The sequence below is a fragment of the Rothia sp. ZJ932 genome (assembly GCF_016924835.1).
GTDB lineage: Bacteria > Actinomycetota > Actinomycetes > Actinomycetales > Micrococcaceae > Rothia.
Genome location: NZ_CP070480.1, coordinates 999,002 through 1,024,941 on the forward strand (window position 1 = coordinate 999,002; position 25,940 = coordinate 1,024,941).

The 25,940-nt window shown below is 54.6% G+C and carries 21 protein-coding genes and 1 tRNA gene; 11 read left to right on the forward strand and 11 right to left on the reverse strand.

All coding sequences use genetic code 11. The features are described from left to right. Nucleotides 1–177: 177 nt before the first annotated feature. Entirely contained in the window at nt 178–801 is a 624-nt protein-coding gene (gene orn, locus JR346_RS04625) for an oligoribonuclease (RefSeq protein WP_205483611.1), read from the reverse strand. 130 nt (nt 802–931) lie between these two features. Between orn and mptB the strand changes: the two genes are divergently transcribed. Next, nucleotides 932–2,497, forward strand: a complete 1,566-nt coding sequence (mptB, locus tag JR346_RS04630) for a polyprenol phosphomannose-dependent alpha 1,6 mannosyltransferase MptB (protein WP_205483613.1) — start codon at nt 932–934, stop codon at nt 2,495–2,497. A 172-nt stretch (nt 2,498–2,669) separates the two neighbouring features. Here the strand turns inward: mptB and JR346_RS04635 are convergent. Both JR346_RS04635 and JR346_RS04640 read right to left on the reverse strand, forming a co-directional pair. Beyond that, nucleotides 2,670–2,742 (reverse strand) — tRNA-Arg (locus JR346_RS04635). A 91-nt stretch (nt 2,743–2,833) separates the two neighbouring features. Further along, on the reverse strand, nt 2,834–3,514 hold the full coding sequence (locus JR346_RS04640; RefSeq protein ID WP_205483615.1) for a hypothetical protein: 681 nt from the start codon (nt 3,512–3,514) through the stop codon (nt 2,834–2,836). A 335-nt stretch (nt 3,515–3,849) separates the two neighbouring features. On the opposite strand from JR346_RS04640, the gene JR346_RS04645 reads away from it, so the two are divergent. After that, nucleotides 3,850–5,163, forward strand: coding sequence for an LGFP repeat-containing protein (locus JR346_RS04645; protein ID WP_205483617.1), 1,314 nt, complete (start codon nt 3,850–3,852; stop codon nt 5,161–5,163). Nucleotides 5,164–5,167: 4 nt separating this feature from the next. Here JR346_RS04645 and JR346_RS04650 read toward each other — a convergent pair whose 3' ends face one another. Further along, nucleotides 5,168–5,803: a DNA-3-methyladenine glycosylase I gene (locus JR346_RS04650; protein WP_205483619.1), complete on the reverse strand. Its 636-nt coding sequence runs from the start codon at nt 5,801–5,803 to the stop codon at nt 5,168–5,170. A 219-nt stretch (nt 5,804–6,022) separates the two neighbouring features. On the opposite strand from JR346_RS04650, the gene JR346_RS04655 reads away from it, so the two are divergent. From JR346_RS04655 to JR346_RS04670, 4 genes are all read left to right on the forward strand, one after another. Continuing rightward, nucleotides 6,023–6,673, forward strand: a complete 651-nt coding sequence (locus JR346_RS04655; RefSeq protein WP_204876689.1) for a single-stranded DNA-binding protein — start codon at nt 6,023–6,025, stop codon at nt 6,671–6,673. Between the two features lie 171 nt (nt 6,674–6,844). Then, nucleotides 6,845–8,524, forward strand: coding sequence for an energy-dependent translational throttle protein EttA (ettA, locus tag JR346_RS04660; RefSeq protein WP_205483621.1), 1,680 nt, complete (start codon nt 6,845–6,847; stop codon nt 8,522–8,524). A 499-nt stretch (nt 8,525–9,023) separates the two neighbouring features. Further along, entirely contained in the window at nt 9,024–10,079 is a 1,056-nt protein-coding gene (locus tag JR346_RS04665) for an ABC transporter substrate-binding protein (RefSeq protein WP_370592597.1), read from the forward strand. A 3-nt stretch (nt 10,080–10,082) separates the two neighbouring features. Next, nucleotides 10,083–11,141, forward strand: a complete 1,059-nt coding sequence (locus JR346_RS04670; RefSeq protein ID WP_370592598.1) for a FecCD family ABC transporter permease — start codon at nt 10,083–10,085, stop codon at nt 11,139–11,141. A gap of 100 nt (nt 11,142–11,241) precedes the next feature. On the opposite strand, the gene JR346_RS04675 is transcribed toward JR346_RS04670, so the two are convergent. Then, complete coding sequence (locus JR346_RS04675) at nt 11,242–12,132, reverse strand: acyl-CoA thioesterase II (RefSeq protein ID WP_204876683.1); 891 nt, start codon at nt 12,130–12,132, stop codon at nt 11,242–11,244. An 84-nt stretch (nt 12,133–12,216) separates the two neighbouring features. Here JR346_RS04675 and JR346_RS04680 point away from each other — a divergent pair, with 84 nt between their 5' ends. Beyond that, nucleotides 12,217–12,927 carry a hypothetical protein gene (locus JR346_RS04680; RefSeq protein ID WP_205483625.1) on the forward strand — a complete coding sequence of 237 codons (711 nt, stop codon included), beginning with the start codon at nt 12,217–12,219 and terminating at the stop codon, nt 12,925–12,927. 37 nt (nt 12,928–12,964) lie between these two features. On the opposite strand, the gene JR346_RS04685 is transcribed toward JR346_RS04680, so the two are convergent. Further along, nucleotides 12,965–13,393, reverse strand: a complete 429-nt coding sequence (locus JR346_RS04685) for a globin (protein ID WP_204876679.1) — start codon at nt 13,391–13,393, stop codon at nt 12,965–12,967. A gap of 109 nt (nt 13,394–13,502) precedes the next feature. Further along, the gene (gene pepN / locus JR346_RS04690; protein WP_205483627.1) at nt 13,503–16,049 is read right to left on the reverse strand and encodes an aminopeptidase N; all 2,547 of its coding nucleotides are present in this window, start codon (nt 16,047–16,049) and stop codon (nt 13,503–13,505) included. Between the two features lie 206 nt (nt 16,050–16,255). Between pepN and JR346_RS04695 the strand changes: the two genes are divergently transcribed. Together JR346_RS04695 and JR346_RS04700 are read left to right on the forward strand one after the other, a co-directional pair. Continuing rightward, entirely contained in the window at nt 16,256–16,744 is a 489-nt protein-coding gene (locus JR346_RS04695) for a ribose-5-phosphate isomerase (RefSeq protein WP_205483629.1), read from the forward strand. A gap of 102 nt (nt 16,745–16,846) precedes the next feature. Beyond that, nucleotides 16,847–17,749, forward strand: a complete 903-nt coding sequence (locus JR346_RS04700) for an Fpg/Nei family DNA glycosylase (RefSeq protein WP_205483632.1) — start codon at nt 16,847–16,849, stop codon at nt 17,747–17,749. A gap of 99 nt (nt 17,750–17,848) precedes the next feature. Here the strand turns inward: JR346_RS04700 and JR346_RS04705 are convergent, their stop codons facing one another. After that, complete coding sequence (locus JR346_RS04705) at nt 17,849–19,324, reverse strand: LssY C-terminal domain-containing protein (RefSeq protein WP_204876658.1); 1,476 nt, start codon at nt 19,322–19,324, stop codon at nt 17,849–17,851. A 98-nt stretch (nt 19,325–19,422) separates the two neighbouring features. Further along, nucleotides 19,423–22,050, reverse strand: coding sequence for a valine--tRNA ligase (valS, locus tag JR346_RS04710; protein WP_205483634.1), 2,628 nt, complete (start codon nt 22,048–22,050; stop codon nt 19,423–19,425). A gap of 238 nt (nt 22,051–22,288) precedes the next feature. Here valS and JR346_RS04715 point away from each other — a divergent pair, with 238 nt between their 5' ends. After that, entirely contained in the window at nt 22,289–23,077 is a 789-nt protein-coding gene (locus JR346_RS04715; RefSeq protein WP_205483636.1) for an SDR family oxidoreductase, read from the forward strand. Nucleotide 23,078: 1 nt separating this feature from the next. Then, nucleotides 23,079–23,789: a sirohydrochlorin chelatase gene (locus tag JR346_RS04720; RefSeq protein WP_205483639.1), complete on the forward strand. Its 711-nt coding sequence runs from the start codon at nt 23,079–23,081 to the stop codon at nt 23,787–23,789. 100 nt (nt 23,790–23,889) lie between these two features. Here the strand turns inward: JR346_RS04720 and JR346_RS04725 are convergent, their stop codons facing one another. Further along, nucleotides 23,890–24,789: a type IV toxin-antitoxin system AbiEi family antitoxin domain-containing protein gene (locus JR346_RS04725; RefSeq protein ID WP_205483641.1), complete on the reverse strand. Its 900-nt coding sequence runs from the start codon at nt 24,787–24,789 to the stop codon at nt 23,890–23,892. A gap of 209 nt (nt 24,790–24,998) precedes the next feature. Further along, nucleotides 24,999–25,850, reverse strand: coding sequence for a pyridoxal kinase PdxY (gene pdxY, locus JR346_RS04730; protein WP_205483643.1), 852 nt, complete (start codon nt 25,848–25,850; stop codon nt 24,999–25,001). Between the last annotated feature and the right edge of the window lie 90 nt (nt 25,851–25,940).

Sequence of the window (25,940 nt, forward strand, 5' to 3'; positions counted from 1 at the left end):
TACCCAAGTTTTACCCCGGTGACAAATCGAGAACGAGGTTTTTTCAGTGACTGTCGCCACTTGTGCTGTGTAGGGCTGTTGAGTCGCCGGTTCGCGGCTGATCCAATAGCCGGGCGGATACATTCCCCGCCCCTGATTTCTGGAGAGGAGCGGATACGTCCGCAACCGTAAGCCGTTCTAATCACCCAAAGGCTGACGGGTCTGCGCCACCTGACGGGCAACCTCCTGCGATGTTTCGCTATCAGGCCCCGGTGCCTCCACAAAAACGGTGCCACGGTAGTAACGCAACTCATCAATAGAATCTCGGATATCACCCAGCGCACGGTGATTACCCGTCTTTGCAGGAGCGTTCCACAGCGCCTTGGGGAACCAGCGGCGGGAGAGCTCTTTAACGGTTGAAACATCAATGACGCGATAGTGCAAGTAATCCACCAGCTCAGGCATATCACGCACCAAGAAGGTCTTGTCAGTGCCCACGGAATTGCCGCCCAGAACAGCCTTGCGGGGTTCAGGCACATACTTCTTGATGTACTCAAGAACCTCACGCTGGGCGTCCTGCATGCTCATTCCGCCCTCAAGTTCATCAATCAGACCTGAAACCGTATGCATATTGCGCACAAAATCGTCCATCTGCTCAACAGCAGCAGGGTCAGGCTTAATGACTAGGTCAACGCCCTCACCCAAGATATTCAGCTCGCCATCAGTTACCAGTGCTGCAACCTCAATCAAGGCGTCCTGCTCAAGAGACAGCCCGGTCATCTCGCAGTCAATCCACACAATACGTTCGTTCAATTCACTCATATATATAAACCTACCGTGTGAAAACCCCAAAGGCACCCCATAAAAGTCACCAAAATTTAACTTTTACAGGAAAGCGAACGTTAGACTTAAGCAATCTAAGACAGCATCGACTTTATAAGGCTAGGAGCCTATGCTTTCCCAGCGCACCACGGCACCACGCGAGCCACGCATCACCCGCTTTAACCGCGTGCAGCTCAACTACGTGACGGGTTCACCGACCCGAACGATTATTTTTGGCACCATCGGTTCACTGCTGATGATGTTCGGCTCATTCGGCGTCGGCTGGCTCGCGGCAGCATCACCGCTGAACACGGTCGGCTGGATTGCAAACATCCGCTATAACGTACCCGGCCTTGTGACCTCGGTAGTGCTCGTTGCCGTCGGCGGCATGATGATGACCCGTGAGTGGCTGCGTCTTTCGCAGAAAATGCCGCTGTGGGACGCCGGGAGTAAAAAATGGACGTGGGCGGCAATTATCGCCTGGTCAACCCCGCAACTCTTTGCCTTTCCGCTTTTTAGCCGCGACATGTTCTCCTATTTTGCCCAGGGGCGCGTCATGCAATCGGGGCTCAACCCATACGAATACGGCGTTAGCTCAGTCAATAACTTCTTTCAATACGGCGCCGACCCCATGTGGGCTGAATCCCCACCACCCTACGGTCCGGTGTTCTTATGGATTGAACAGACCGTGGCAACCATCGTCGGGCAAAACGTTGATGCTGGAATCTACTTCTTTAGATTCATCGCAGTTTTAGGGTGCCTACTCATTGCCTACTACACCCCAAAACTAGCGCAACTTCACGATATCAACCCCACCCGTACCCTGTGGCTCGTTGTCGCCAACCCACTCTTTATCGCCCAGTTCATCACAGCAGGTCACAATGATGCCCTGATGACCGGCCTCATGGTGGCAGGCGCCTACCATGCAGCCCGCTGGCGCAACTGGAAAGGTGGTCTTACCGGCACCGTGCTGGTGACCCTCGCCGTTGCCATCAAGCCCCTCGCCCTCGTCCTGCTGCCCTTCATCGGTCTTTTATGGGCAGGACGCGCCGCCTCCTGGCCACGTAAGTTCAGCTACTGGGCACTCGTAGGCACTATCTTTCTGGCGCTCATGGCATTCATGGGCTGGCTCAATGGTCTTGGATTCGGTTGGATCGGTGCCCTCTCCACTACCGGCGGCCAGCACATCTGGTACGCACCCAGCGGTGGTCTCGGCATCTTCGTAGGGGACCTCGCGCACAACCTCACCGGCATAGACAATGCAACCGTCCGCGACGGCATCGGCAGCATCGGCAAACTCATTGGCATGTTCCTGGCCGTCATGATCATGTTCCGCGGCAAAGACGAAGACCTACTGCGCAGGGCAGGCTTCGCGCTCGCCTGCGTAGTAGCATTCAGCCCCATGGTGCAATCCTGGTACCTGCTGTGGTTCATTCCGTTCCTCGCAGCATCGGGCATCCGCACCGGCCACCAGCTGGACTTCTACTTTCTGACCACCCTGTTCTTCATGATTTACGCAATCGTTGACCAGCTCTCAGTTTCACCCTACCTCGACACTTTTGACATCAACATGGCGCGACTGATTGCAGGCGTCACCACCCTCGCCTACTCCGCTTACTTACTCTTCGTTGACCCCGCAACACGAAGAGTGCTCAGAAGCAAACGCAGGCAATCGGTCTTTGATCTGATCATCTAGCAGTGCCGAGAAGCAACAGAAGCGAAAAACCCGTTGTCTATAGCCATAAAAATGGCTATAGACAACGGGTTTTGATTCTCCCAAAATTTTTTCAAAAAGATGACATGACTACTTTTTAGGCTCTGACTGGGCACAAGAAAAACTATTTACCCTAGTCAGAGCCTGTATTGCGTGCCCCAGGAGGGAGTCGAACCCCCGACCAAGAGATTAGAAGGCTCCTGCTCTATCCACTGAGCTACTGAGGCAGGCGGTGCTTGCAAAAAGCACCACTTGCTTATAATACAGATTTTTTGCTGACTTTTCCTCTTAGGCAATTAGGGAGAGTGAGCGTGCGATTTAACCGCCGATGATTTCAGCATCCGAGGGGTTGCCTTCTTCACCAGCTTCGTACCCGTTGCTGGTATTTTGACCTGTGCGTACGTTGCTTTCCTCTGCGGGGGAGAGCTTCGCATCTGCACCACCGGACGCTGCTCCCGAATCATAGTTCGCGGGGTCGAAGGGGTCGTACCCGTTTGCCCATGCCCCCAAATCTTGTGCGTCGCATTCACTAATGACAGCTACCCACGCCTCTTCGGTGTATTCCATTGAGCTATCCCATACATCGGCGGTGCAGGTGCCACCACCATCACGGTACTGTTGAAAAATTGATGGGGCATGAAGTTCAGAAGCAAGAGGAACAGCGATGCTTTCGCCCTCTGTGCTCTGACCCGTTTCACTAAGAGGTGCGGTGGTTGGCAGTGTGTGGTTGTCATCAATACCACCCAGAGCGGTCTGTTGAGGCAAAGGAATCATTGTTTCGCTCTCACCATGCGTCACCTCTGAGACGGTTGGCTTCTGCGAAGATGTGTCAGAAGCAACCGCGCTAGATGAAGCGGTTGCGCGTGCTGTCTCAGAAGCTGATGACGAGGACGTGGCATGAGGTGCTGCTGATTCACCGGCGGGAGAATCCTCTGAATGAGAAGAACACCCCATCAACAACAATAATGACGTAGCTAATACGCTTAATTGTTTTTTCATGAAATTCCTTAAGAAAAAATTAATATAAATTAATAATAATCGTCGTTAAAAACGTCATTATTCTTTTTGTGGGGAGTATAAGATGGCTATGCCTCCCTGCAGGATTTGTTTATCGTACACATACTACAAGGAAAAGCTTCCCCCTATGTACCGTGCTCCTTTCTTACGCCGCCTGAGTGCGTTTGCTCTAGCTACTGGATGCGCACTAACCAGCGTTATAATCCCCGAAGCACAAGCCTCAGCTGCTGTATCATCCAAGACCCATACCGCCTACGGGCAGTTCTGTTTACGCTGATGGCATTGACTGGAATAAACCGGTAGGTGTTGTCTATTACTTGGACGGTGATTATTGGGAAAGTAACCAGTCAAAGGTTTGGGACTATGGCAACCACGCTTTGACATCAATGGCTAAAATCGCCCAGTCGAAGAACATGGTTTTTGTTCCCGTTGTATCGCCCGATAAGAATAAAGCCGGTGATGGTATTACATGGTGGGAAAGCGCTGATGCGCACGGTGACTGGTTGAGAGGTTTTGCAAATTGGTTCCAGAATACTCACGGTATTGACCGCTCCAACGTCTCGGTTCTGGGCTATTCAGGTGGTGCTGAGTTTATCACCCTAGAGCTCAATGCTGACCGTCAAGAATCCTGGCGTACCGGTGGTGGCAGCATTATCGTCGGTGACGGCACTCCGCGCGGTCAGCAAACCACAACTTCAGCACGGTTCAAAGCTCTACCACTGGATTTCTACGTGGGCAACCGTGACGGTAAAGGTGCAACCTGGCCCGCGACCTGGTCGGCATGGGGAGCTGCCCACGCAGGCGCAACAAGCTACCGCGCAGCAGGGTTCTCCAATGTTGAAGTAAACGTGGTTAATGGTGACCACTACCAGTATGACTTTGCTGGTTATCTTGCTGAGTCTTTCCGCGAAGCTAATGCGTCCCGTCCCACCATGACCGTGCACAAAACCGCTATCAGCGAATGCTACGCAGCTGGTGGGGGAGGTTCACGTTTTGGTCAGCCTACGAGCGGTGAAATTCCTATTCGCGATGGCGGGTACGCTCAGCGATTTGGTGCCCACTACACCATTTACTGGCACGAAAGCGTCGGAGCTGCCCCTGTGAATTTCGCGGGCGGTATCGGTTCTTGCTACGCAGTTGAGGGCTTTGAAAACGGGCTCCGTTTCCCCACAGGCGCTGAGCATGGTTTACTCGGTGGCACCGTGCAGAAATTCACCATGCTGGGTCGCGGTACGAATGCACTCTACTGGAGCGCAGACCACCAGCGCGTACACAAGGTTTGGGAACACGGTGCTATCGGCGCCCGTTTTACAAGCGGTAGGGCAACTGCCCGCTACGGCTTCCCCACAACTGATGAGTTTGCTCTGAGTGCAGGTGGTTACGCTCAGAAGTTCCGGTTGAACAACGGGTACGAATCTCTCTTTGTGTGGTCTGCCCAAGCAGGGGTAAAAATCATCAACGCCAACGGTGGACTTTACTGGTACTGGAAGAACCGGGGATACACCTCAACTTTTGGTCTTCCGATCAGTGATGAAGTCGCCCACGCCGATGGTCGAGTGACCCTAGATTTTAGCAAGGGGTACCGCCTGACATGGTTCCCCAACGGAAAAATCACTCAGAGCCGAATCTAAGGTTCTACCCTAGCCCTAGCCCTCCCGGAATATTTATTTTGTGCGGGGCAGGCATTCCGTGTTTCAGTAGATTCTCACCCTGCGATGTACGGGTGCGGACGTGCTGTTGAGAAATTAACAAACCGCAGGCTTGAGCCAGTGAGCAGGTAAGAACGGGACTCATACGCTGCAAACCGCAGTCTTTAAGAAAGTCTGAGAACTCGTCGGTGAGGATGTGTGTTTTGGGTAGGGACGCATCATCTTCACAGACAACCAAGGGGTCGGGAAAACGCGCTAGAAGTTCACTAGGCAGGTGAACAGAGTGTTCTACCAACATCGCTGCGTTATGAATGCAGGCTTCAATCTTTGCCCGATTCCTGATGATGGAACTATTGCCCAGTACTTTATCGGTATCAGCGTCACCCCACTGCGCTAACTTCTTGGGATCAAAACCAGCGAATACTTTTGTGAATGCCAGTCTGAAACTGAGCACAGTGCTCCACTGTAAACCCTGTTGGAAAATAAAGAGACACATGTGCTCAAAGATCTGGCTCTGCTGGAGGGGAACGCAGGACCACTCCTCGTGATAGTAAGTCTGGGTGGTGTTGTCGCGCACCCACGGTGGGAGTCTTACGGAATCTTGTATTTCTAAAGTCTTCATACCTCAAAACCCTAAAGACAGATAATTTTTAGAGGCAAGAAAAACATGAAACTGTGGATAGAAACCCTGTGGATATACAAAATTGAATAATTAAAAGCTGTGGATATAGAAAAATATGGGGGAGTTATCCACAGATCTGACGGTTAACCTTGAGCTGCGCGAGAGGTGAGGTTAGAAAAGAATTACCCGCTCACTCCACCTATTTTCAAGGAACCTGTCATGAGTGAAACCATCATCGTTCGAGCATTCGCGGCAACAGCCCCCGTTCTCAAACACACTCCCAACGGTGCGCCAGTCACGAACTTTCGCATCGCGTCCACCCCGCGCTGGTATGATCAAGCAGCGGGGATGTGGCGAGAAGCCCCCACCAACTGGTACACAGTGAACGCTTTCAGGGCGCTGGCGCAGAACGTCGCCCGCAGTATCCGTGTGGGGCAGCCAGTGATTGTGTCGGGTCGTCTCAAAATTAAAAAATGGGACCGCGAAGACGGCACTACCGTCACCAACGTTGAAATTGATGCTCAAGCGGTGGGGCATGACCTTAACTTCGGTACAGCAGGTTACGAGCGATCCGTTGAACGCCGCTATGAGGGTCAAGACCAGATACCATCGCAGGGTCAGCCACCAGCGCAGAATGATTCTGCTAGTGCTTCTTTAGAATCATCACAGCCCCAGGGGCACCAGCAGAATACCTATGATGCCTCTAGCCGCGCCTCTGACGACGGGTTCGCTCACAGTGGCGTGACCACCAGTTACCCCCGCAGTGATGAGAACAACGGCGTGCAGGCGCCAGATAGCCTAGCGGGTTTCGGTGAACTGGTTGAAGACACCCACCAGGCGCGAGAAGCTATTACAACAATGACTGCCTAGCTCGTGGTGGGCAATGTGCTATTTGCACAGCCGGTGCGCAGGAAAAACACCTGCGTACCGGTGCCTCGCAGAAACCACCGCTAACTCGCACCGATAAAAAATAACGACATGAGCTAGCCACCGTGCCCCCCCCCAACCCAAAATTTGACCACACACGGTAGCCTTAAAGGTATGGCTGAATTTATTTACACGATGACGAAAGCCCGCAAAACTGTGGGCGACAAAGTCATTCTCAACGATGTATCAATGTCGTTCTACCCCGGCGCCAAGATTGGTATGGTCGGCCCGAACGGTGCGGGTAAGTCAACCATCCTGAAAATTATGGCTGGTATTGACATTCCCTCCAACGGTGAAGCTCGCCTCTCAGAGGGCTACAGCGTTGGAATTCTGTTGCAGGAACCGCCGCTGAATGAAGACAAAACTGTTCTCGGCAACGTCCAAGAAGGCGTCGGCGAAATCTACGAAAAGATTGTTCGCTACAATCAGATCTCAGAAGAGATGGCAAACCCCGATGCCGACTTCGACGCGCTCATGGAAGAAATGGGCAAGCTGCAGGAAGCAATTGATAACGCTAACGCTTGGGACATCGACTCCCAGCTTGAGCAGGCAATGGATGCGCTGCGTTGCCCTCCCGGGGACATGCCCGTTACCCACCTCTCAGGTGGTGAGCGTCGTCGCGTAGCACTCTGTAAGCTGCTGCTACAGAAGCCTGACCTGCTGCTGCTCGATGAGCCTACTAACCACCTTGACGCTGAGTCAGTGCTCTGGTTGGAGCAGCACCTGCAGTCCTATGAGGGCGCAGTTATTGCGATTACCCACGACCGTTACTTCCTGGATCACGTTGCTGAATGGATCGCTGAAATCGACCGCGGTAATCTCTACCCCTACGAAGGTAACTACTCCACCTATCTTGAAAAGAAGCAGGCACGTCTGCAGGTTCAGGGTAAGAAGGACGCGAAGCTTGCTAAGCGCCTGAGTGAAGAACTTGAGTGGGTACGCTCTAACGCTAAGGGTCGTCAGGCTAAGTCAAAGGCACGTTTGGCTCGCTACGAAGAGATGGCTGCTGAGGCTGAGAAGACCCGCAAGCTAGACTTCGAGGAAATCCAGATTCCCCCGGGACCGCGCCTGGGTAACCTGGTTATCGAAGCTGAAAACCTGCAAAAGGGCTTTGATGGTCGCTCACTGATTAACGGCCTTTCTTTCTCGCTGCCCCGTAACGGCATTGTCGGCGTCATTGGTCCTAACGGTGTTGGTAAATCAACCCTGTTCAAGACCATCGTTGGTCTTGAGCCTCTGGACGGTGGAAACCTCAAGATTGGTGAAACCGTCAAGATTTCCTACGTTGACCAGAACCGCGCCAACATCGACCCTGAAAAGACCCTCTGGGAAGTAGTCTCTGACGGACTCGACTACATTCAGGTCGGTCAGGTCGAAATGTCATCACGTGCCTACGTCTCAGCCTTCGGCTTCAAAGGTCCCGACCAGCAGAAGAAGGCAGGTGTGCTCTCCGGTGGCGAGCGCAACCGCCTCAACCTGGCATTAACCCTCAAGCAGGGCGGCAACCTCTTGCTGCTCGATGAGCCCACCAACGACCTCGACGTTGAAACCCTCACCTCGCTTGAAAATGCCCTGCTGGAATTCCCCGGTTGCGCCGTCGTCGTCTCCCACGACCGCTGGTTCCTCGACCGAGTTGCCACCCACATCCTCGCGTGGGAGGGCACCGATGAACAGCCTGATAACTGGTACTGGTACGAAGGTAACTTCGAATCATACGAGAAGAACAAGGTGGAGCGTCTTGGCCCTGACGCGGCGAAACCGCACCGTGTGGTTCACCGTAAGCTCACCCGCTAGCGTTCCCTGGCTTTGCGGTTCACTTTCCGTCTGCAAACAAGACAGAATTGTGATTCCTGGTGCGGGAAAATTACTTCCGCACTCGTTCGGATTTTCCTGCCCCAGACCGCAAGCTCACTCGCTAAAAGCCTCTAGGCTCTTAGCGATCTAGCCACCAGCATAGCCACCTGCACCAACTGGCGCAGGTGGCTGTGCTGTACCCGCCACATGGTGTATGCGTCCGCCCATACTCTGCGTAGCAGGCTCAGCGTCAGCGCTGGCAGCTTGGGGATATGCCCGTTTCTTCGCCCCAGCGGATGACCCCAAATAGAGAATGAAAGTTTGACTTTATTTAAGGTAAGGGTATCCTTAGTGGTTGTGCTCCCTGGGCATCGGCACGGGCAAGAATCTTGCCCGTAACATCAATACTCGGTATGAACAAGTAACCGGGGATCAGCTCAGGGAACCGTCATATTCTAAATAACAATTAACCTTCTGGCGGAGAAACCCCATGAAATTTATGAGCCCCAAGTTTCTGGCTCTTGCAGCAACCTCAGCGCTTCTGGTGACTGGCTGTGGAGCATCTGAAGAAGTGCCCAGCTCTGAAGCGTCTAAGCCCGCAGCTAGCGCAGCAGGCGACGGTAAAACCAGCTACCCGTTGACTATCGAGAACTGTGGCGTTGAGACCGTCATTGAAAAAGCACCTGAGCGTGTGGTTTCTCTTGACCAGAACTCCACTGAAATCTTGCTTTCCTTGGGTTTGGCTGATCGCATGGTAGGTACCGCCTCATGGACAGACCCGGTGCTTGATAGCCTGGCATCTGAGAACGAGAAAGTACCTCGGCTGGCTGATAACGCACCCAGCTTTGAGGTGCTGATGGACGCTGATCCCGATTTCGTTACCGCGTCCTTTGGTCGCCACTTCAACACCGGTGGTGTTGTAACCCGCGACCGTTTGGCTGAAACTGAGGTGTCTTCTTACCTGTCGCCGACCGACTGCGATCAGGGGCAGAGCATCAACGGTGGTGGTAAGCGAACTGTAGCGCTCACGGAGGATGTATTGTTCCAGGAAATCCGCGAGATGGCCGAGATTTTCGATGTGCAAGAACGCGGTGAAGAGCTGATTACCGACCTTGAGCAGCGTGCGGATGCTGCCCTGGAGGGTGCTGATTTTGATGACACTTCAGTAGCTTTCTGGTTTGCTGATACGAAGACCCCTTACATGGCAGGTGGCAAGGGTTCAGCGCAGATGCTGGCACACGAAGCTGGTATGACTAACGTCTTTGAGAGCGAAGTGGATGACTGGCCCGCTGTGACCTGGGAAGCTGTTGTAGAGAAGAATCCTGAGGTTTTGGTTCTTGGTGATTTGAAGCGTGACCGTTTTCCCGGTGACCGTCTGGACGATAAGATTGAATTCTTGAAGAATGACCCCCTGACTCAGCAGATTGACGCGGTTAAGAATGAGAACTTTATTGCGTTGCACGGTGCTGAGATGAACCCCTCGATTCGTTATGTTGACGGTCTTGAGAAGATTGGCGACTGGTACGAGAATAACCAAGAGAATGTAGGCAAGTAAGCTGTGGCAGTAACTACCCTCCTGCCCGTTTCGACTGCACGACGCAAACATTTCGCCGGGCGCTGGTTCTTTTTGGCGCTCGGTGTGGTGGCGCTGGTGGTGTCGGTGTTGATTTCCATTACTTTGGGCAGTGCTGATATTTCGATGGTGAATGTGCGCGATATTGTGACTAACCATGTGGGGCTGACCGAGATTCCGGTGCGTTTGAGCGAGGACGCGATTGTGTGGGAAGACCGCTTGCCGCGTGTTTTAGTGGCTGCGGCGTGTGGTATCGGTTTGTCACTGTGTGGTTTGTTGTTGCAGTCGTTGTTGCGTAACTCTTTGGCTGACCCTTATATTTTGGGTGTTTCATCGGGTGCTTCGACGGGAGCGGTAGTGACCGGCATGTTGGGGCTGGGTGGGGGAGCGATTGGGCTCTCTGGTGGCGCTTTTATCGGTGCGTTGATTGCTTTTGCGGCTGTATTGGTGATTGCGAAGTGCGCCAGTGGTGATAATTCTGCATTTATTCTGGCGGGTGTGTCATCAACTCAGCTTTTTTCGGCTCTGACCTCGTTGATTATCTTCGCGTTTGCTGATTCTGATGAGGCACGCGGTGTGATGTTCTGGTTGTTGGGCTCTCTAGAAGGCGTGCGCTGGAACCAGGTCTATCTTTCGGTGGCTGTTGCTGTAGCGGCGCTGGTGCTGTGCCTGGCTTTTACCAAGACCCTAGACGTTATGACTTTCGGTGAAGACATGGCAGGGGCGCTGGGCGTCAATACGACGGTAGTTCGGATGCTGTTGCTTACCAGCACGGCTCTGGTGACTGCCGTTTTGGTGAGTGTTGCCGGGGCTATCGGTTTCGTGGGTCTTGTTATTCCCCATATTGCCCGTCTTATCTGCGGTTACCAACACCGTCTGCTGGTGCCTTTTAGTGCCGTTTTTGGGGCGATTTTTATGGTGTGGGTTGATACTTTCTCTCGCATTATCTTTGCCCCTTCGGCGTTGCCTATTGGCGTGGGCACAGCGATTGTAGGTGTGCCTGTGTTCATTGTGATTTTGTTGCGTAAAAAAGCGAGGGTCTAAGCATTCACACTAGGCACTAATTACGAATAAAAATCCCCAGAGAGTCTCTAGACTTTCTGGGGATTTTCCTTTTGAGACTTATAGCTGCTGAGGTTTACGGCTACTTGAACTCGGGTAACCGTAGCAGGGCTTCTTGGGCGATGGTCGCTACGTGCCGTCCGTCGCGGGTGAAGACAGAACCAGTGGTGAGACCGCGTCCGCCCCTTGCTGCTGGGCTTTCGTAGGCAAAGAGCAGCCAGTCATCGGCAGCGACATCGTCGTGAAACCAGATGGAATGATCGAGTGAGGCTACCTTCATACCCGGCTGCAACCAGAACTTGCCGTGGGCGCGCATGATGGGTTCCATGATGGTGTAGTCAGAGGCATACGCTAGGGCTGCTCGATGCGCCACCTGACGTGACCCCAGGGGTGCGATAGCTTTGATCCACACCATATTGGTGGTTGAAGGTGAGGTCTCCGAGCCCAGGTAGAGCGGGGTGCTGACATGCCTCAGGTCGAAAGGACGCTCGTGGGCAACTGCCTGTACCATGGGGTGTTCAATACCAGCAAGAATCTGCGCGGCGGTGGGCAACGATTCGGGGTTGGGCACGTCCTTAGGCATAGTGACCGCGTGCTCTAACCCGCGGGCAGGTTCCTGAAAAGACATGATGGTAGAGAAGATGGGGGTATCTTCTTGGTAGGCGTGGACGCGGCGGGTAGAGAAAGACCGCGTATCGCCCAGTTTCTGCACCCCGTAGCTCAGCGGCTTGTCGATGCTACCTGCTTGCAGAAAATAGGCGTGAAGGGAGTGTACCGGGCGGTCTTCTTCAACGGTTGCTGAGGCTGCCATGAGCGATTGCGCCAGTACCTGCCCGCCGTAGACGCGCGGAGTTTCGCGGGCGAGGGTTTGGGCGCTGAATGCGGCGTCGTCGTGGCCAGTGGATTGAGTGGTTTCGAGGGTGAGCATGGTGCTCAATGCGGTATCTACGGTTGGAGCTGTGTGATTGCTCATCTTCTCAAGGCTTTCTGACAGGTAGTAAGGTGGCTAGGGTCAAAGATTTTCACTGATATAAAAATCCCTCCTCAAAGGAACACTATGCAACACCCCGAACATTCCCAGCAGGCTGCATCAGTTTCGGTTTCGAGCGTTTCCGTAACGCCGTACGTGAAATTTACGGGTAAAGCGGATCCGCTTGATCTGGTAACTTTTCTTTCGCGTGCACGGGCGGTGGATCCTCAGGCTGCGGTTCACCTGGTGGGGCGGGGTAAGGTATTGGGTGCTTACGTGGCTGCTCTGTCACCTGCTACCTTGCTTGATATGATGCCCACCGTTCTTGGGTTGCGGGCAATGTCTCTTGCCGAAGAAGCCCAGATCAACGCAGTGGTTGATGCCGGTGCTGTTCTGGATCGACTTGCTCGCATTGAGGACGCCGGTTTGCGCCTGGCAATGCCTCCGGTGACCGTTAGCGCCGCGTGGGCGGGCATTGCCCCACCGGTGAGTGGCTGGGAGCTGGTCTCCGGCGTCCGTGCTGAAGACCTGCGTCGGGCAGCCAAAGCGGGTATGGACGCAGTTGATAAGGCACTGCCTGCTAACCCCGGTCACGCGGTGGTAGACACTGTGCGTTCGCGGATTTGGGCGTCCCCATTGGAGGGGCTGGAAGAACTCACGGTACCCTCAGGCTGCGCGTTTGCTGCCGAGGTGCTGGGCTTTTTGCCCTCAAAGTTTGAGGGGGAGATTCCCGTGTACACCCACCAAGGGTGGGTGCGACTCAACGCCCCCGGTGGGTTTGTACTCGCGCGCGTTTAAGACCTATGCCCCAAAATTTTGCGCCCGGCTAAGAGAATTAGGCGCGGTTCTGCATGGAGTGAGCGGCGCGTTCAAAATAATCCCACATCTGGGCATCGTGCAGGGGTGATAAATCGAGGGTGTCCATTGCGTTGCGCATGAACCTCAACCAGGTATCGCGTTCAGCTGCGCCAATAGCAAAAGGCATGTGACGCATCCGCAAACGAGGGTGCCCCCTGTGTTCCTGGTAGGTTTTTGGCCCGCCCCAGTACTGCTCCAAGAAGGTGCGTAAACGCCATTCTGCGCCGTCGAGATCACTCTCAGGGTACATTGCCCTAAACTCGGGATCATCGGCTACCTGCCGGTAGAACTCGCGCACCAGTTTCTCGAAGACAGGCGCTCCGTCGACCTGCTCGTAAAAGCTGGTGGGCTGCGCCCGCAACTGTTCCTGGGAGAGTGCAGGTGCAAGGTTAGTATTTTCGCTCATGCTTCCACTGTATGCCCTGTGCTGCCGCCCCTTCAAACACTCAACCTGCGACCCTTTGCAAAAAAGTGCCGCAGGTTGAGTCAATGAACTGGCGAGAACCCCTTGTGGTTTAGAGGGTATCTGCCGCCTGAACCTTGAGCGCGCGCACTACGCCGTCGCGATTCTCAGCGATCTGACGCTTGAGACCTGCCGCGTCATCGCCCAAAGAGTTCAAGAACTCTTCAGTTCGGGTCAGCAGCTGCTGCGAGGGCAGCGCACCGGGGTACATACCGGTGATAATCTGCGTTGAGATTTCGTGGCTGCGTTCGCGCCAGAGACTCTCGATGGTCTCAAAATACTTGTCGGTGTACTGCTCAAACAGGGCATCATCGTTGCCCTGGTAGAAACCAGCAATTGCTGAGCGCTGCACAACGTTGGAAAGCTCACCGGTTTCAACAACCTGCTGCCACACCTTAGCTTTAGCCTCAGCGGTGGGAATAGCAGCGGACGCGGTTGCCGCCGCCTGCTGACCGTTCGAGGTGTTATCGGCTTCACGCTCAGCATCAATATCAGCCGGGGTGAGTCTGCCACCGGCAGCCAGGGAAGTCACCAGAACCCAGCGCAAATCGGTATCGATCTCACGCTCAGCAAGGGTCTCTTCACCCTCAAGCAGTGCCTTGACTCGATCAAGCTGCTCTTCGGTGCGGGCAAGACGCGCAAAGGAACGCAAGAACTGCAACTGGTTATCAGAACCCGGCTCTGCTTTGAGGGTAATCTCCCACATCGCCTCAGCGGCGCGCTCGCGGGTTTCATCAGCCGATTCAGGATTGATATATGAGCGCAGTGCCAGCTCGAAGTTACGCAACTGAACCATCACAGCAGTTGAGTTGGTTTCTTTACCCAGGTTGTTCAGCACCAGATCGATGTAACGGCGGGCGGGGAAGTCACCGTCGCGGGTGGCATCCCACAGCGCACCCCAGAGAACACCGCGGGCAACAGAAGAATCCAGATCCTTCAGATGTGAAATAGCGGTCTGTTGGGAGTCTTCGTCAAGGCGCAGCTTAGCGAAGGTCAAATCTTCATCGTTGAGTAGCACGAGATCGGGGCGCGGCTTACCAGCAGCTTCGCTCACCTCGGTGGTTTCGCCATCGACATCAATCTCAAAGCGCTCGGTACGGGTCAGGCTCACACCGTCGTAGTTGTAGAAGCCCACCACCATACGGTGCGGACGCAGAGTCTCGTAGCCTTCTGCGTAGCTCTGGCGAATAGTGAGCGAGGTGATGTAATCGTTCTCATCTTGCTCAAGCTCAGCGGTCAGAGTATTGACACCGGCAGTCTCAAGCCACTTGGCGCTCCACGCGCGCACGTCGCGTCCGCTAGTTGTCTCTAGCTCATCAAGCAAGTCATCGAGTACGGTGTTACCCCAGGCGTGCTTATCGAAGTAGACCTTCAACGCTGCCATAAAGTTCTCCTGACCAACCCATGCCACCAGCTGGCGCAGCACAGAAGCACCCTTGGCGTAGGTGATACCGTCAAAGTTCACCTGAACATCGTGCAAATCGTTGATCTCGGCAACAATGGGGTGGGTGGATGACAGCTGATCCTGACGGTAAGCCCAGGTCTTCTCTGACGCTGAGAAAGTAGCCCACGCCTCGGAGGCGAAACGGGTGTTTTCAGCCGCTGCCAGGGTAGACATGAACTCCGCGAAAGACTCGTTCAGCCACAAATCATTCCACCACTTCATGGTCACCAAATCTCCAAACCACATGTGTGCCAGCTCGTGCAACACTGTAATCGCGCGGCGCTCAATCATCGCCTCGGTGGTCTTTGAACGGAAGATGTAGTTCTCTAAGAAGGTAACCGCACCGGCGTTCTCCATTGCACCTGCATTGAACTCGGGCACAAAGAGCTGATCGTACTTCTCAAAGGGGTAGGGGGTCTTGAACTGCTCCTCGAAGAACTCAAAACCTTGGGCAGTCAGTTCAAAAATGTCATCAGCGTCAAGGTAAGGCATCAGCGACTTGCGCGCAAAAACGCCCAGGGGAACCTCGCGTCCTTCTGAATTGGTCAGTGATGAACGAGTGGACGCGTAGGGGCCAGCGATAATCGCTGTGATGTAGGAAGAGATGCGGGGAGTGGGCTTGAAAAACCAGACCTTCGCCTCGTCCTTTTCTTCAACACTGGTTTCAGGCTGGTTAGATACCACGACCCAGTGAGCAGGAGCGGTCACAATAAACTCGAACTCAGCTTTGAGATCGGGCTGCTCAAACACGGGGTAGACACGGCGAGAATCGGGCACCTCAAACTGCGAGTACAGGTAAACTTCACCGTCTACGGGATCAACGAAACGGTGTAAACCCTCACCGGTATTGGTGTACAGCATATCCGCATCAATAACCAGCACATTCTCATCAGCCAAAGACGGCAACTCAATACACACACCATCAGCCAAAGAAACATCGAGCGCCTTACCATTGAGTTCAATCGAACGCACCGAATCAGTAATGGCATCAATAAAAGTAGAAGCACCAGCCTGAGCCGTAAAACGCACCTCAGTACGCGAACCAAAAACCCGCTCACCGCGCGTTAGATCAAGCTCAACCTTGTAGCTGGCAACATTCTTGATAACCTCAGCGCGCGCAATAGCCTCTTCACGCGTCAAATTCATACCCGGCATACAATCCTTCTTCTGTGAACAAAATGAAACAAAAATCAAACCCACGCGCTACCGGCAGTCACTTACACCCACACCACTATCTAGCATAGAATCATTACAGTGACAGCTCTGCACCCGTGCTCTATCACACACTTTAGCGGGCGCAGCGGTCATATAAAAATTAGGGGCACCCCTAAACACCGCGCAAAAACAAGGAGAGAGACCTAGTGCGAGTTCACATTGCAACAGACCACGCAGGGCTAGACCTCAGCCGCTACCTCGTAGAATCCCTCACCGAAGCGGGCTACGAGATGGTAGACCACGGCCCCACCGAATACGACCCCCTCGATGATTACCCCAGCTTCTGCATCAACGCGGCGCTCGCGGTCAAAGCAGACCGCGATGCAGGTCTCGACTCACTGGGTATCGTGCTCGGTGGCTCAGGCAACGGTGAGCAGATGGCAGCCAACAAGGTAGAGGGAATCCGTGCTGCTCTTGCCTGGAACCAAGACACCGCAGCCCTCGCCCGTGAGCACAATAACGCTCAGATGGTTGCTGTGGGCGGACGTCAGCACGATAAAGAGGAAGCGCTGGAGATTATCAAGACCTTCCTCCGCACCGAGTTCCCCGGCGACGAACGCCACGTACGCCGCATCAACCAGATGGGCGAATACGAACGTACCGGCGCTATCGCAGGTAAAGACATCAACGCCTAACCCCTTGAACATCTGAGACACCGGTGTGTACCTGCCCGTCCTATCGGGTAGGTACACACTCTTTAAACCTCACGCAAACCATCACCAGAAAGCTCTTGTTTTATGCCCGAAGGTCATTCCATCCACCGCCTTGCCCGGCAGTTCAACGACGTTTTTGTCGGCGCGTCAGTGCAGGTGACCAGCCCCCAGGGACGTTTTAGCGCAGGAGCTGCCCTCCTGACAGGGCACCGCATAACCGGTGCCTACGCCCATGGCAAGCACCTCTTTATCGATTTTGAGAACGAGCTGACTCTCAACGTGCATCTGGGGATCTACGGGGCATGGACCTTCGGCGGTGATGAACACTTTGCCGGTGCATCTTCTATTGGCGCACCCCGAAAGATCGGCGAGCGCGAGGTACCCAGGGACGCGAGCGCCCCCGAAACGCCAACCGCGGGTTACGACGGGCCGCCCGAGCCCAAGGCAACGGTTCGTGCTCGTGTGGTGTCAGAGCACGGTTGGGCTGATCTGGTGGGGCCCACGGTATGTCGCACTCTGACCCAGCAGGAAGTGGCGGCGGTGCGCGCAAAGTTAGGGCCAGACCCACTGAATCAGGACGCGAATCCGCATGCCTTTTACGCAGCGGCACGTAAAACTGCTCGCCCCATTGGGGTGGTTCTGATGGACCAGAAAATGATCTCGGGCGTGGGTAATATCTTCCGCGCTGAATCGCTGTGGCGCCAAGAAATTGATCCTCTGCGTCCGGCTAAAGAGCTTACTGATGCCGAACTTGAAAACCTGTGGATTGATAACAAGCATCTGCTTGAAATTGGGGTGCGCGTGGGCAGGATTATCACCACCGAACCGGCTGATCGCCCCGGTATACCCGAAGACGAAGCCTGGCCTGAGCATGCTAACTATGTCTATATGCACCAGGGGCAACCCTGCCTCCGGTGTGCGACAACTATTCGTGTTGAAGAAGTCGCCGGGCGCAAACTCTACTGGTGTCCCGGCTGCCAGCGCTAGTGCGTCCGCTCTCTTTTAAACACTGCTGCCCCTTACAGAGACGTTTCTGCGAGGGGCAGCAGCTTGTATACCCAGCAGCTCCCTTAGCGGACGCGGTTGCTACCGTGGCTTGTGTACGAGCTTGGTGGCGCGCACCTTGAGTCGCTCTAAACGGCGTGAGCGGGTGACATTGTGGGTGTAGTTCACAGCCCCGTCTGAGGTGTACTCAATCATTGCGAAGACCTGGCTAGCTAACAGAACGTACACGGTGAAAATACCGTTGTAGTTGAAAGCCTCACGCAAGAGCAAGATAGAAGTCAGAGCAATGGATACTGCCAGCAACGCCAGAATAACCTTGCGAGAACGCTGCCTACCGCGTAGCACGCCTGCTGCCAACAGAATATGTATTGCTGAGAGGGCAACCAACCCCGCTACCAGCGACCCATTAAAGAGCTCATCAGGGTGAACGGTGTGTGTCAAGACATCCAGTAGGTCCTCGTAGGAGCGAACACCCACCTCAGTAAGTACCTGCAAAAGACGCAAGATGCCGTTAGCAAACTGAAGAGCTGCACCAATGATGACGAACGCTGATGCGAAAACGGTGCTCAGAGGAATCTGCTCCACCAGTTCCCAGGGTTTGCGATGATGTGAATAGCGAGATTCGGGGGAGAGATCGGGAATCTTCATCTCTTCGGTAATCACATCATCGAGTTCCAAAATTGGCAGGTTGCCGTCGGTGATGATGTTATCGCCGCCGCCATTACGTGAATGATAACCGGCAGAGAAATCCACAATAACGTCGTGGTATGCCTCTTCGTTGGCAAAGAGCACGGTTTCCACCAGATAGTCACGTTCTTTATCGGTGTCAGCATCAATCTTGTGCGTGACCTGCAGGGTGAAGAGCGAAAGACCCACCGCGCGGTCAAAGGTAGCAGCTGCCACCCAATCAACTTCAACACCGCCGGGGAGCTTCCAGCCCGGTGGGGTCTTCCAAAAACGCACATGGTGACGTTTTGACGGGTTGCCGTCCACTTCTTGCTGATAGGCAAAATCTTCTTTGCGGTCAAAGAGATACAGCGGAGAAACCGGCGCGGTGGGGTAGGGCTGCCTGCGCAGGGTATTAATAATAATGCGCCAAGAACTAGCCAGGGTTACCGGCTCAGCCCTCAACCAACCGGCACGACGCATGGCACGGTGAACATCCACCGATTCACCGCGTACGCCCAAATTTACGGGGTCTCCCAACAGACCGTCACCGGTTTGGGTTCTGCCAATAAAGTAGGCGGGCACATACAGCGCTGTGAGAATACGGTGTAGGCGCGGCAAAATCATGTACGCCGCAACGCCCCACAAGAGCAAAATCAGCGGAATAGACGACCAGCTACTATTATTCAGCGCTGTGTAAAGAGTGATAACAGCCAGCCACATCGAAGCAAGCCCGGCGAATGCAAAGTATGATTTGTCGATCCACCCATTGAGCGCCCTGCGTCTACCCACACCGGGTAAATGCTTGTGCCCGGGTTTTAACGGTTGATGGGTATTGCCGCGGTAGACGGGGTACCCCTCCACCTGGCGAATATCAAACCGTTCAGCCATAAGTGTTCCTTTACCAAAGATACTTGGTGCCCCCTGCAGTGTGCAGGGGGCACCAAGTCAGTTACTGTACCGCCGGTCAGCGCCGACAAGTATGAGGTTTACGCCTCTTCAGGCTCAACCACCAGTTCAACATCGCTCACCGTGAGTTCGGTGCCATCAGCTTCAACGAGTACCAGCTCGGTCACGTTGCCCGCTGCCTTCAGATCGCTTTCGCCAGCTTTAATGCGGGCAATCGCGTCCGCAGGTGCAGTAATGGTTGCAACCTTGACCTTGGTACGCTGCTTGACCTTAGCCTCAGACTTAGACTTACGCAGACCGCCCAACGCTTCAGCGACAGTGCGCAGAATTTCTGCGTCTGCACCCTCGGTAAGAGCCACGTAGCCCTCAGTGGTTGGCCAGGACGCCCGGTGTACAGAACCCGCACGCCACCAGCTCCAGACCTCATCGGTAGTGAAGGGCATGAAGGGCGCGAACAGGCGCAGCAGGGCGTCCAGCGTGGTTGCCAGGGTAGCCAAAACAGATGCCTGTTCAGCCTCACCGTGAGCACCGTAGGCGCGGTCTTTAATGAGCTCAACGTAGTCGTCAGTGAAGGACCAGAAGAAGGTCTCGGTGATCTGCAGAACCTTGGCGTACTCGTAGTTTTCAAAAGCGGTTGTTGCTTCTTCAACCAGAGCTTCCAGGCGAGCCAGCAGCGAACGGTCAAGCTCATTGGTGACCTTAGCCGCTGAGTCAGCGGTGAGAATCGAATCCTGGGTTGCGCCCAGGTTCAGCACGAACTTCGACGCGTTGAGCAGCTTAATCGCCAGGCGCCGGCCGATCTTCATCTGACCTTCGTCGTAAGCGGTGTCTGCACCCAGACGAGCGGACGCTGCCCAGTAACGCACTGCATCCGAACCGTACTTCTCGAGCACTTCGTTCGGTACTACCACGTTGCCCTTAGACTTTGACATTTTCTTGCGGTCGGGGTCAAGAATCCAGCCAGAAAGGGCGGTGTTGTGCCAGGGCACCGAACCAGCCAGAGTCTCGGCGCGTACCACGGTCGAAAAGAGCCAAGTACGAATAATATCGTGACCCTGCGGGCGAAGATCCATGGGGAAGGTCTTGGTGTGCAAGTCTTCGTTCACGCCCCAACCGGTAGCAATCTGCGGGGTCAGTGAAGAGGTTGCCCAGGTATCAAGAACATCGGGGTCTGCGACGAAACCACCAGGCACACCACGCTGATCTTCGGTGTAACCTGCGGGAACTTCGGACGCGGGGTCTACCGGCAAATTGGCGGCATCGGGCAGAATCGGGTTCTCGTAATCGGGCTCGCCCTCAGCATCAAGCGCGTACCAGACGGGGAAGGGAACACCGAAGAAACGCTGGCGTGAAATCAGCCAGTCACCGTTGAGGCCCTCAACCCAGTTTTCGTAGCGTGAACGCATGAAGGTCGGGTGCCAAACCATCTCGCGACCGCGCTCAATGAGCTTTTCGCGGCGGTCGGCGTCGCGTCCGCCGTTGCGAATGTACCACTGACGTGAAGCAACGATTTCAAGGGGCTTATCGCCCTTTTCGTAGAACTTGACGGGGTGGGTGATCTTCTTGGGTTCGCCCTCCATCTCGTTTTCTTCAACGAGCATCTCAACAACAGCTTTCTGCGCTGAGAAAACGGTTGCACCTGCCATACGTTCGTAGCGGGCGCGTCCAGCCTCATCAGTGATCCACTCGGGGGTTTCAGACGAGAAGCGACCGTCGCGACCAATGAGGGCGCGGGTCTCCAGCTGCAGTTCACGCCACCAGGTCACGTCGGTGGTGTCACCGAAGGTACAGACCATTGCGATACCGGCGCCCTTATCGGGCTGCGCCAGGGGGTGAGCCTTAACCTCAACCTCAACTCCAAAGAGAGGGGAGGTGACGGTGGTGCCAAACAGAGGCTGGTAGCGCTCGTCATCGGGGTGAGCAACCAGGGCAACACAGGCGGGCAGAAGCTCGGGGCGAGTGGTCTCAATCCACACCTTTTCACCGTTAGGGCGGTGGAAGGAAATGCGGTGATAGGCGCCCTCGCGCTCCTTATCTTCAAGCTCAGCCTGAGCTACAGCGGTGCGGAAAGTAATATCCCACATCGTCGGAGCTTCCGCCATGTAAGCATTGCCCGCCTCAAGATCTTTCAAAAAAGCGAGCTGCGAAACCTTGCGAGAATGCGCGTCAATAGTGCGGTAGGTGCGTGACCAATCAACCGAAAGACCGAGGGTAGTAAAGAGCTTCTCAAAAACCTTCTCATCTTCGGTGGCAAGCTCTTCACACAACTCAATGAAATTACCGCGAGAAATACGCGGCCAGTCGCGCTGGTTCTTCGCGGGCTTCTCGGGAGCGGTGAAATCAGGATCGTAAGCAACCGCAGGGTCACACAAAACACCGTAGTAGTTCTGCACACGACGCTCGGTGGGCAAACCGTTATCGTCCCAACCTAGGGGATAAAAGACGTTCTTGCCGCTCATACGCTTATAGCGTGCCAGCACGTCAGTCTGGGTGTAGGAAAACATGTGACCCACATGCAAAGAACCAGATGCGGTCGGCGGGGGAGTATCGATAGAGTACACCTGCTCACGCGTGGTGTTCTCATCAAATGCGTAGGTATTCTCAGCCTCCCAACGCGCAGTGAGTTTCTCTTCAAGACCCTCAAGACCGGGCTTGGTCGGAACATTGATGGTTACGGGCGTGTCTGTGCCCAAAGTATTATCAGCCATGTCTGCCATTCTCTCATGTATTAGCACCAGACGCTAAAGAATTGCCCCCGGCGTCCCTCTCAACCTGAACCAGCAACGGTGTGACCAGGTTCTGCCATTTTCTCCCATGAATAAGAGGAGTTTTGAGCAGAACGTGGTCACCAGTGAACCTCAGACGGTCATACGAGCACGTGCTCAAACAGGGGCAGAAGGCATAGACTGAATACAGACACCAAAAACAGCAACAAGGAGCGCTCACATGATTCCGGAAAATCCCTTCACCCCCGAAAACTCTCGTGGCAAAATAGCGGTCGTGACCGGCGCATCCTCAGGTATCGGCCGCGCAACCGTTGAGCAGATGCGCGCCACCGGCTGGACGGTCTACGCCGCAGCCCGCCGAGCCGACCGCCTCGAAACCCTCGCACAAGAAACCGGCGCTATTGCCCTAACCCTTGACACCACCGACACGGACGCCGTACGTGAGACAGCCCAGCGTGTTTTACAAGAAACGGGCGGACGCCTGGACGCACTGGTGAATATCGCCGGCGGCGCTCGCGGTGCTGATACGGTGGCAACGGGCAGCGCCGAAGACTGGCAGAAGATGTACGAGGTGAACGTTCTGGGCACCCTCAACATGGTGCAGGCTTTCTTACCGGCACTGCGCGATAACAGCGAGGGTACGGTGCTGAACTTGACCTCCACAGCAGCCGAAGCTGGCTATGAGGGCGGTGGCGGATACAACGCCTCGAAGTTCGGTGAACGCGCTCTCACCGAAGCCTTGCGTCTGGAAGAAGCTGAGAACAACGTGCGCGTGATTGAAATCCGCCCCGGTATGGTACACACCCCCGAGTTTTCAAAGCTGCGTTTGGGATCTGATGAGGCAGCCGCTAAAGTCTACGCGGGCGTTGAAAAGCCCCTGCTTGCAGAAGACGTAGCGCAGACTGTCGTTTTCGCCCTCAACGTTCCCCACCACATCAACCTCGATCACATCACCATGCGCCCGGTTGCTCAAGCAGCCCAGTACAAGGTGATTCGAAAGGGCATCTAAGATGATTCACGTTATCGCAACTTCGCACGGCACCGATAATGTTCAGGGGCGTGAGTCTATTGATCTGATTCGCGGTCAGCTGGCTGAAGCCTTAGAATCTGAGTTCCCCGGTAGGTATCAGATACATGAGGCATACGTCGATGTTCAAGCCCCTGCCCTTGACGATGTAGTGACCGAGTTCAGCTCAAATGATGAGGTCATCATCGTACCCTTGCTACTGTCTACCGGTTTTCATACTCAGGTTGATATGCAAAAAGCTGCGGACGCATGCCCGGCAACGGTTCGTATCGCGGCAGCTTTGGGACCTTCAGCTGCCCTGGCTAAATTGCAGCGCACCCGCCTTGAAGAGGTGGGCTACCTCGGGGGAGAGCCCCTTGTCATGGCAGCAGCCGGGTCATCTCGCCCCGATGGACGCGAGGCAGTAGCCCTACAGTCTGAGGTACTGAGCACTCTGCTCTCGAACTTTACCCCGCACGGTTTTGTTGCCAAGATTGACCCAAAAATTGGGGATGTAGTCGCTGAACATGCCCCCGAATTCATCTCCTCCTACCTGATGGCACCGGGCTTTTTTCAGAATCTTCTGCACAAACTCGATGGTGCATCAGAGGACTTCTCGGTGGCTGAGCCGCTGGTGGTTCCAGGTGATACTGACGCTGCCGCTATTGTGGCAGGCGTTGCCGCCCAGCGTTTGCAGGAGGCACTCGCGTCCTAAATCTTACGCTGAGACTATTCACCTTTAAATGCACGATTCACCTCTGCCCTTGGGGTGAATCATGCATTTGAAGGTGAACGGTGCCAGGTTTTTGCCCACTTCACCGCTGACCGAAAGCCTTTTTGAGCTTAACGATGAGGCGGTAGGGATGGTTCATCACCTCGTCCCAATCTGTGCGTACCACCGTAAAACCTTGCGCTCTGAGGCGCTCTTCGCGCTCATTCTGGGCACGGAAAATTTCTTCACGTTCACCAAAGATCTGCCCGTATTTAATGTTCCCATCGAACTCTAAAATGACCATGAAATCCCACCAGAGAAAAACAGGGCGGTAGTTTCGCCCCATGACCGTGAGCGTGACCTGTTCTGAGGGAGTGGGCAATCCTGATTCTTTGAGTAAGAGTCGGGTGATGCTCTCACCTGCGGATTCGCTGTGTTTGCTCATGGCAACAGATACGGCTCGTGCGCGGGCTGCACCTGCTCCTTGAACGCTAGTCAGCGCGTGGGCGAGCGCGTCCTGGTCGGTTCCAGTGTATAAGGCGCTGTCTGCGAGCGTCACTGATTCTCGAAATGGCCATATTCTGGCGCAGTCTACGACCGTTTCAAGAATAGGTGTGAGCTGTAGACCGTTGGCGTCGACGGACGCGATCTTTTGTCGGTAATGGCGAATCACATTCAGCGCTTTTGAGGGGCTTTTGCTGGTGCCGATGATGTTAACCTGCTGGGCAACTCGGATATTCACCAGTCCGTGGAATGCCACCGCGGAGTCATGAGAAAAGACTGGTGTAATTTTCGCTGTTTTGCTGTAGGCGGTAATCTCGGCTAGGTAACCTTCTGAAGGTTTGAGCGAGTCCCACCAGAGACGCGGGGCGTAGGCGCTACGCCTAATTTTTATGACCTGACCGTTTTTGACTCTTATGTCGAGTGCGCTTCTGCCGATACCGCGCTGGTCAAGTTCTGCCGCGGTGAGCACAGCGTTTTGTATGGCCGTGATTCTGTTCATGGTTCAAGTGTGAAACAGATGCAACTTTCATGGGGTAAAACCTTGAAATCTGTGGATAACTCCGGGGTTTTAAAAGTTATCCACAGGATTTTTGTACACATGACGCAGTATTCACAGGAACACGACGGGTTGCCTTTAGATGCATGATTCACCTCTGTAGTAGAGGTGAATCATGCAACTAAAGGTGAATCACGGGCGGATGCCCTCCATTAGCGCACGCGCTCGGCGGTGAACTTTTGAGAGGGGGCTACGTAGGATTCTTGCGATTCGATGAGCTGAAGTTCGCGCTGTCCGGATGCCAGGGTATTTCTGAGCAGTTCGTAGACGGACGCTGTGGTCAGCTCTAGGGCTTCTTGCAGGGACTTACCTGAGGCGAAGTGCGAGGCGAAGAGTGCTTGGGTAACATCACCGGAGCCGTTTGCCTTGAGGGGCAGACGGTCGGTGGTGATGAGCCAGGCTTCGTCACCTGAAACAGCCAGCATCTGAATGAAGTTTTCGGGGGTATCGGGGGTCTGTACTGAGGTGACCAGTACGGTTTTCGGTCCGATTTCCTGTGCCTTAGCTACGGATTCGAAAACATCATCGAGAGTTTCGGGTGAGGTGTTGGTGATGAAGCCCAGCTCGAACTGGTTGGGGGTGATGATGTCTGCGTGCTGAATGACGCGGTCACGAATGAGTTCCTGAACCTCGGGGGAGACGAAGCAGCCGCTGGTAGCATTGCCCAGCACCGGGTCGCAGGAATAGAGAACCTTGGGATTTTTCGCGCGTGCCTTAGCGACGGCGTCCAAGATAGCGTCGCCGATAGATGAGCCGCCTTGGTAGCCGGAGATAACCAGTGCGGTATCGTCCAAACCACCGCGTTCTTCAATGCCTGTGACGATTTCGCGCACGTCATCGCCTGAGACGAGCGGCCCGCGCCAGGTGCCGTAGCCGGTGTGGTTTGAGAAGAGAACGGTGTTGACGGGCATGACTTCGTGACCCATGCGCTGCAGGGGGAACACGGCTGCCGAGTTGCCCACGTGACCGTAGGCAACAGCTGACTGAATAGAAAGAATACGCATAGTGCTATTGTGCCATGCACCACCGCGCCCCCGGTAACAGTGGTTACGGTATGAGATGCATCGCATCTAAGGATCTGCACTAAAACTGTG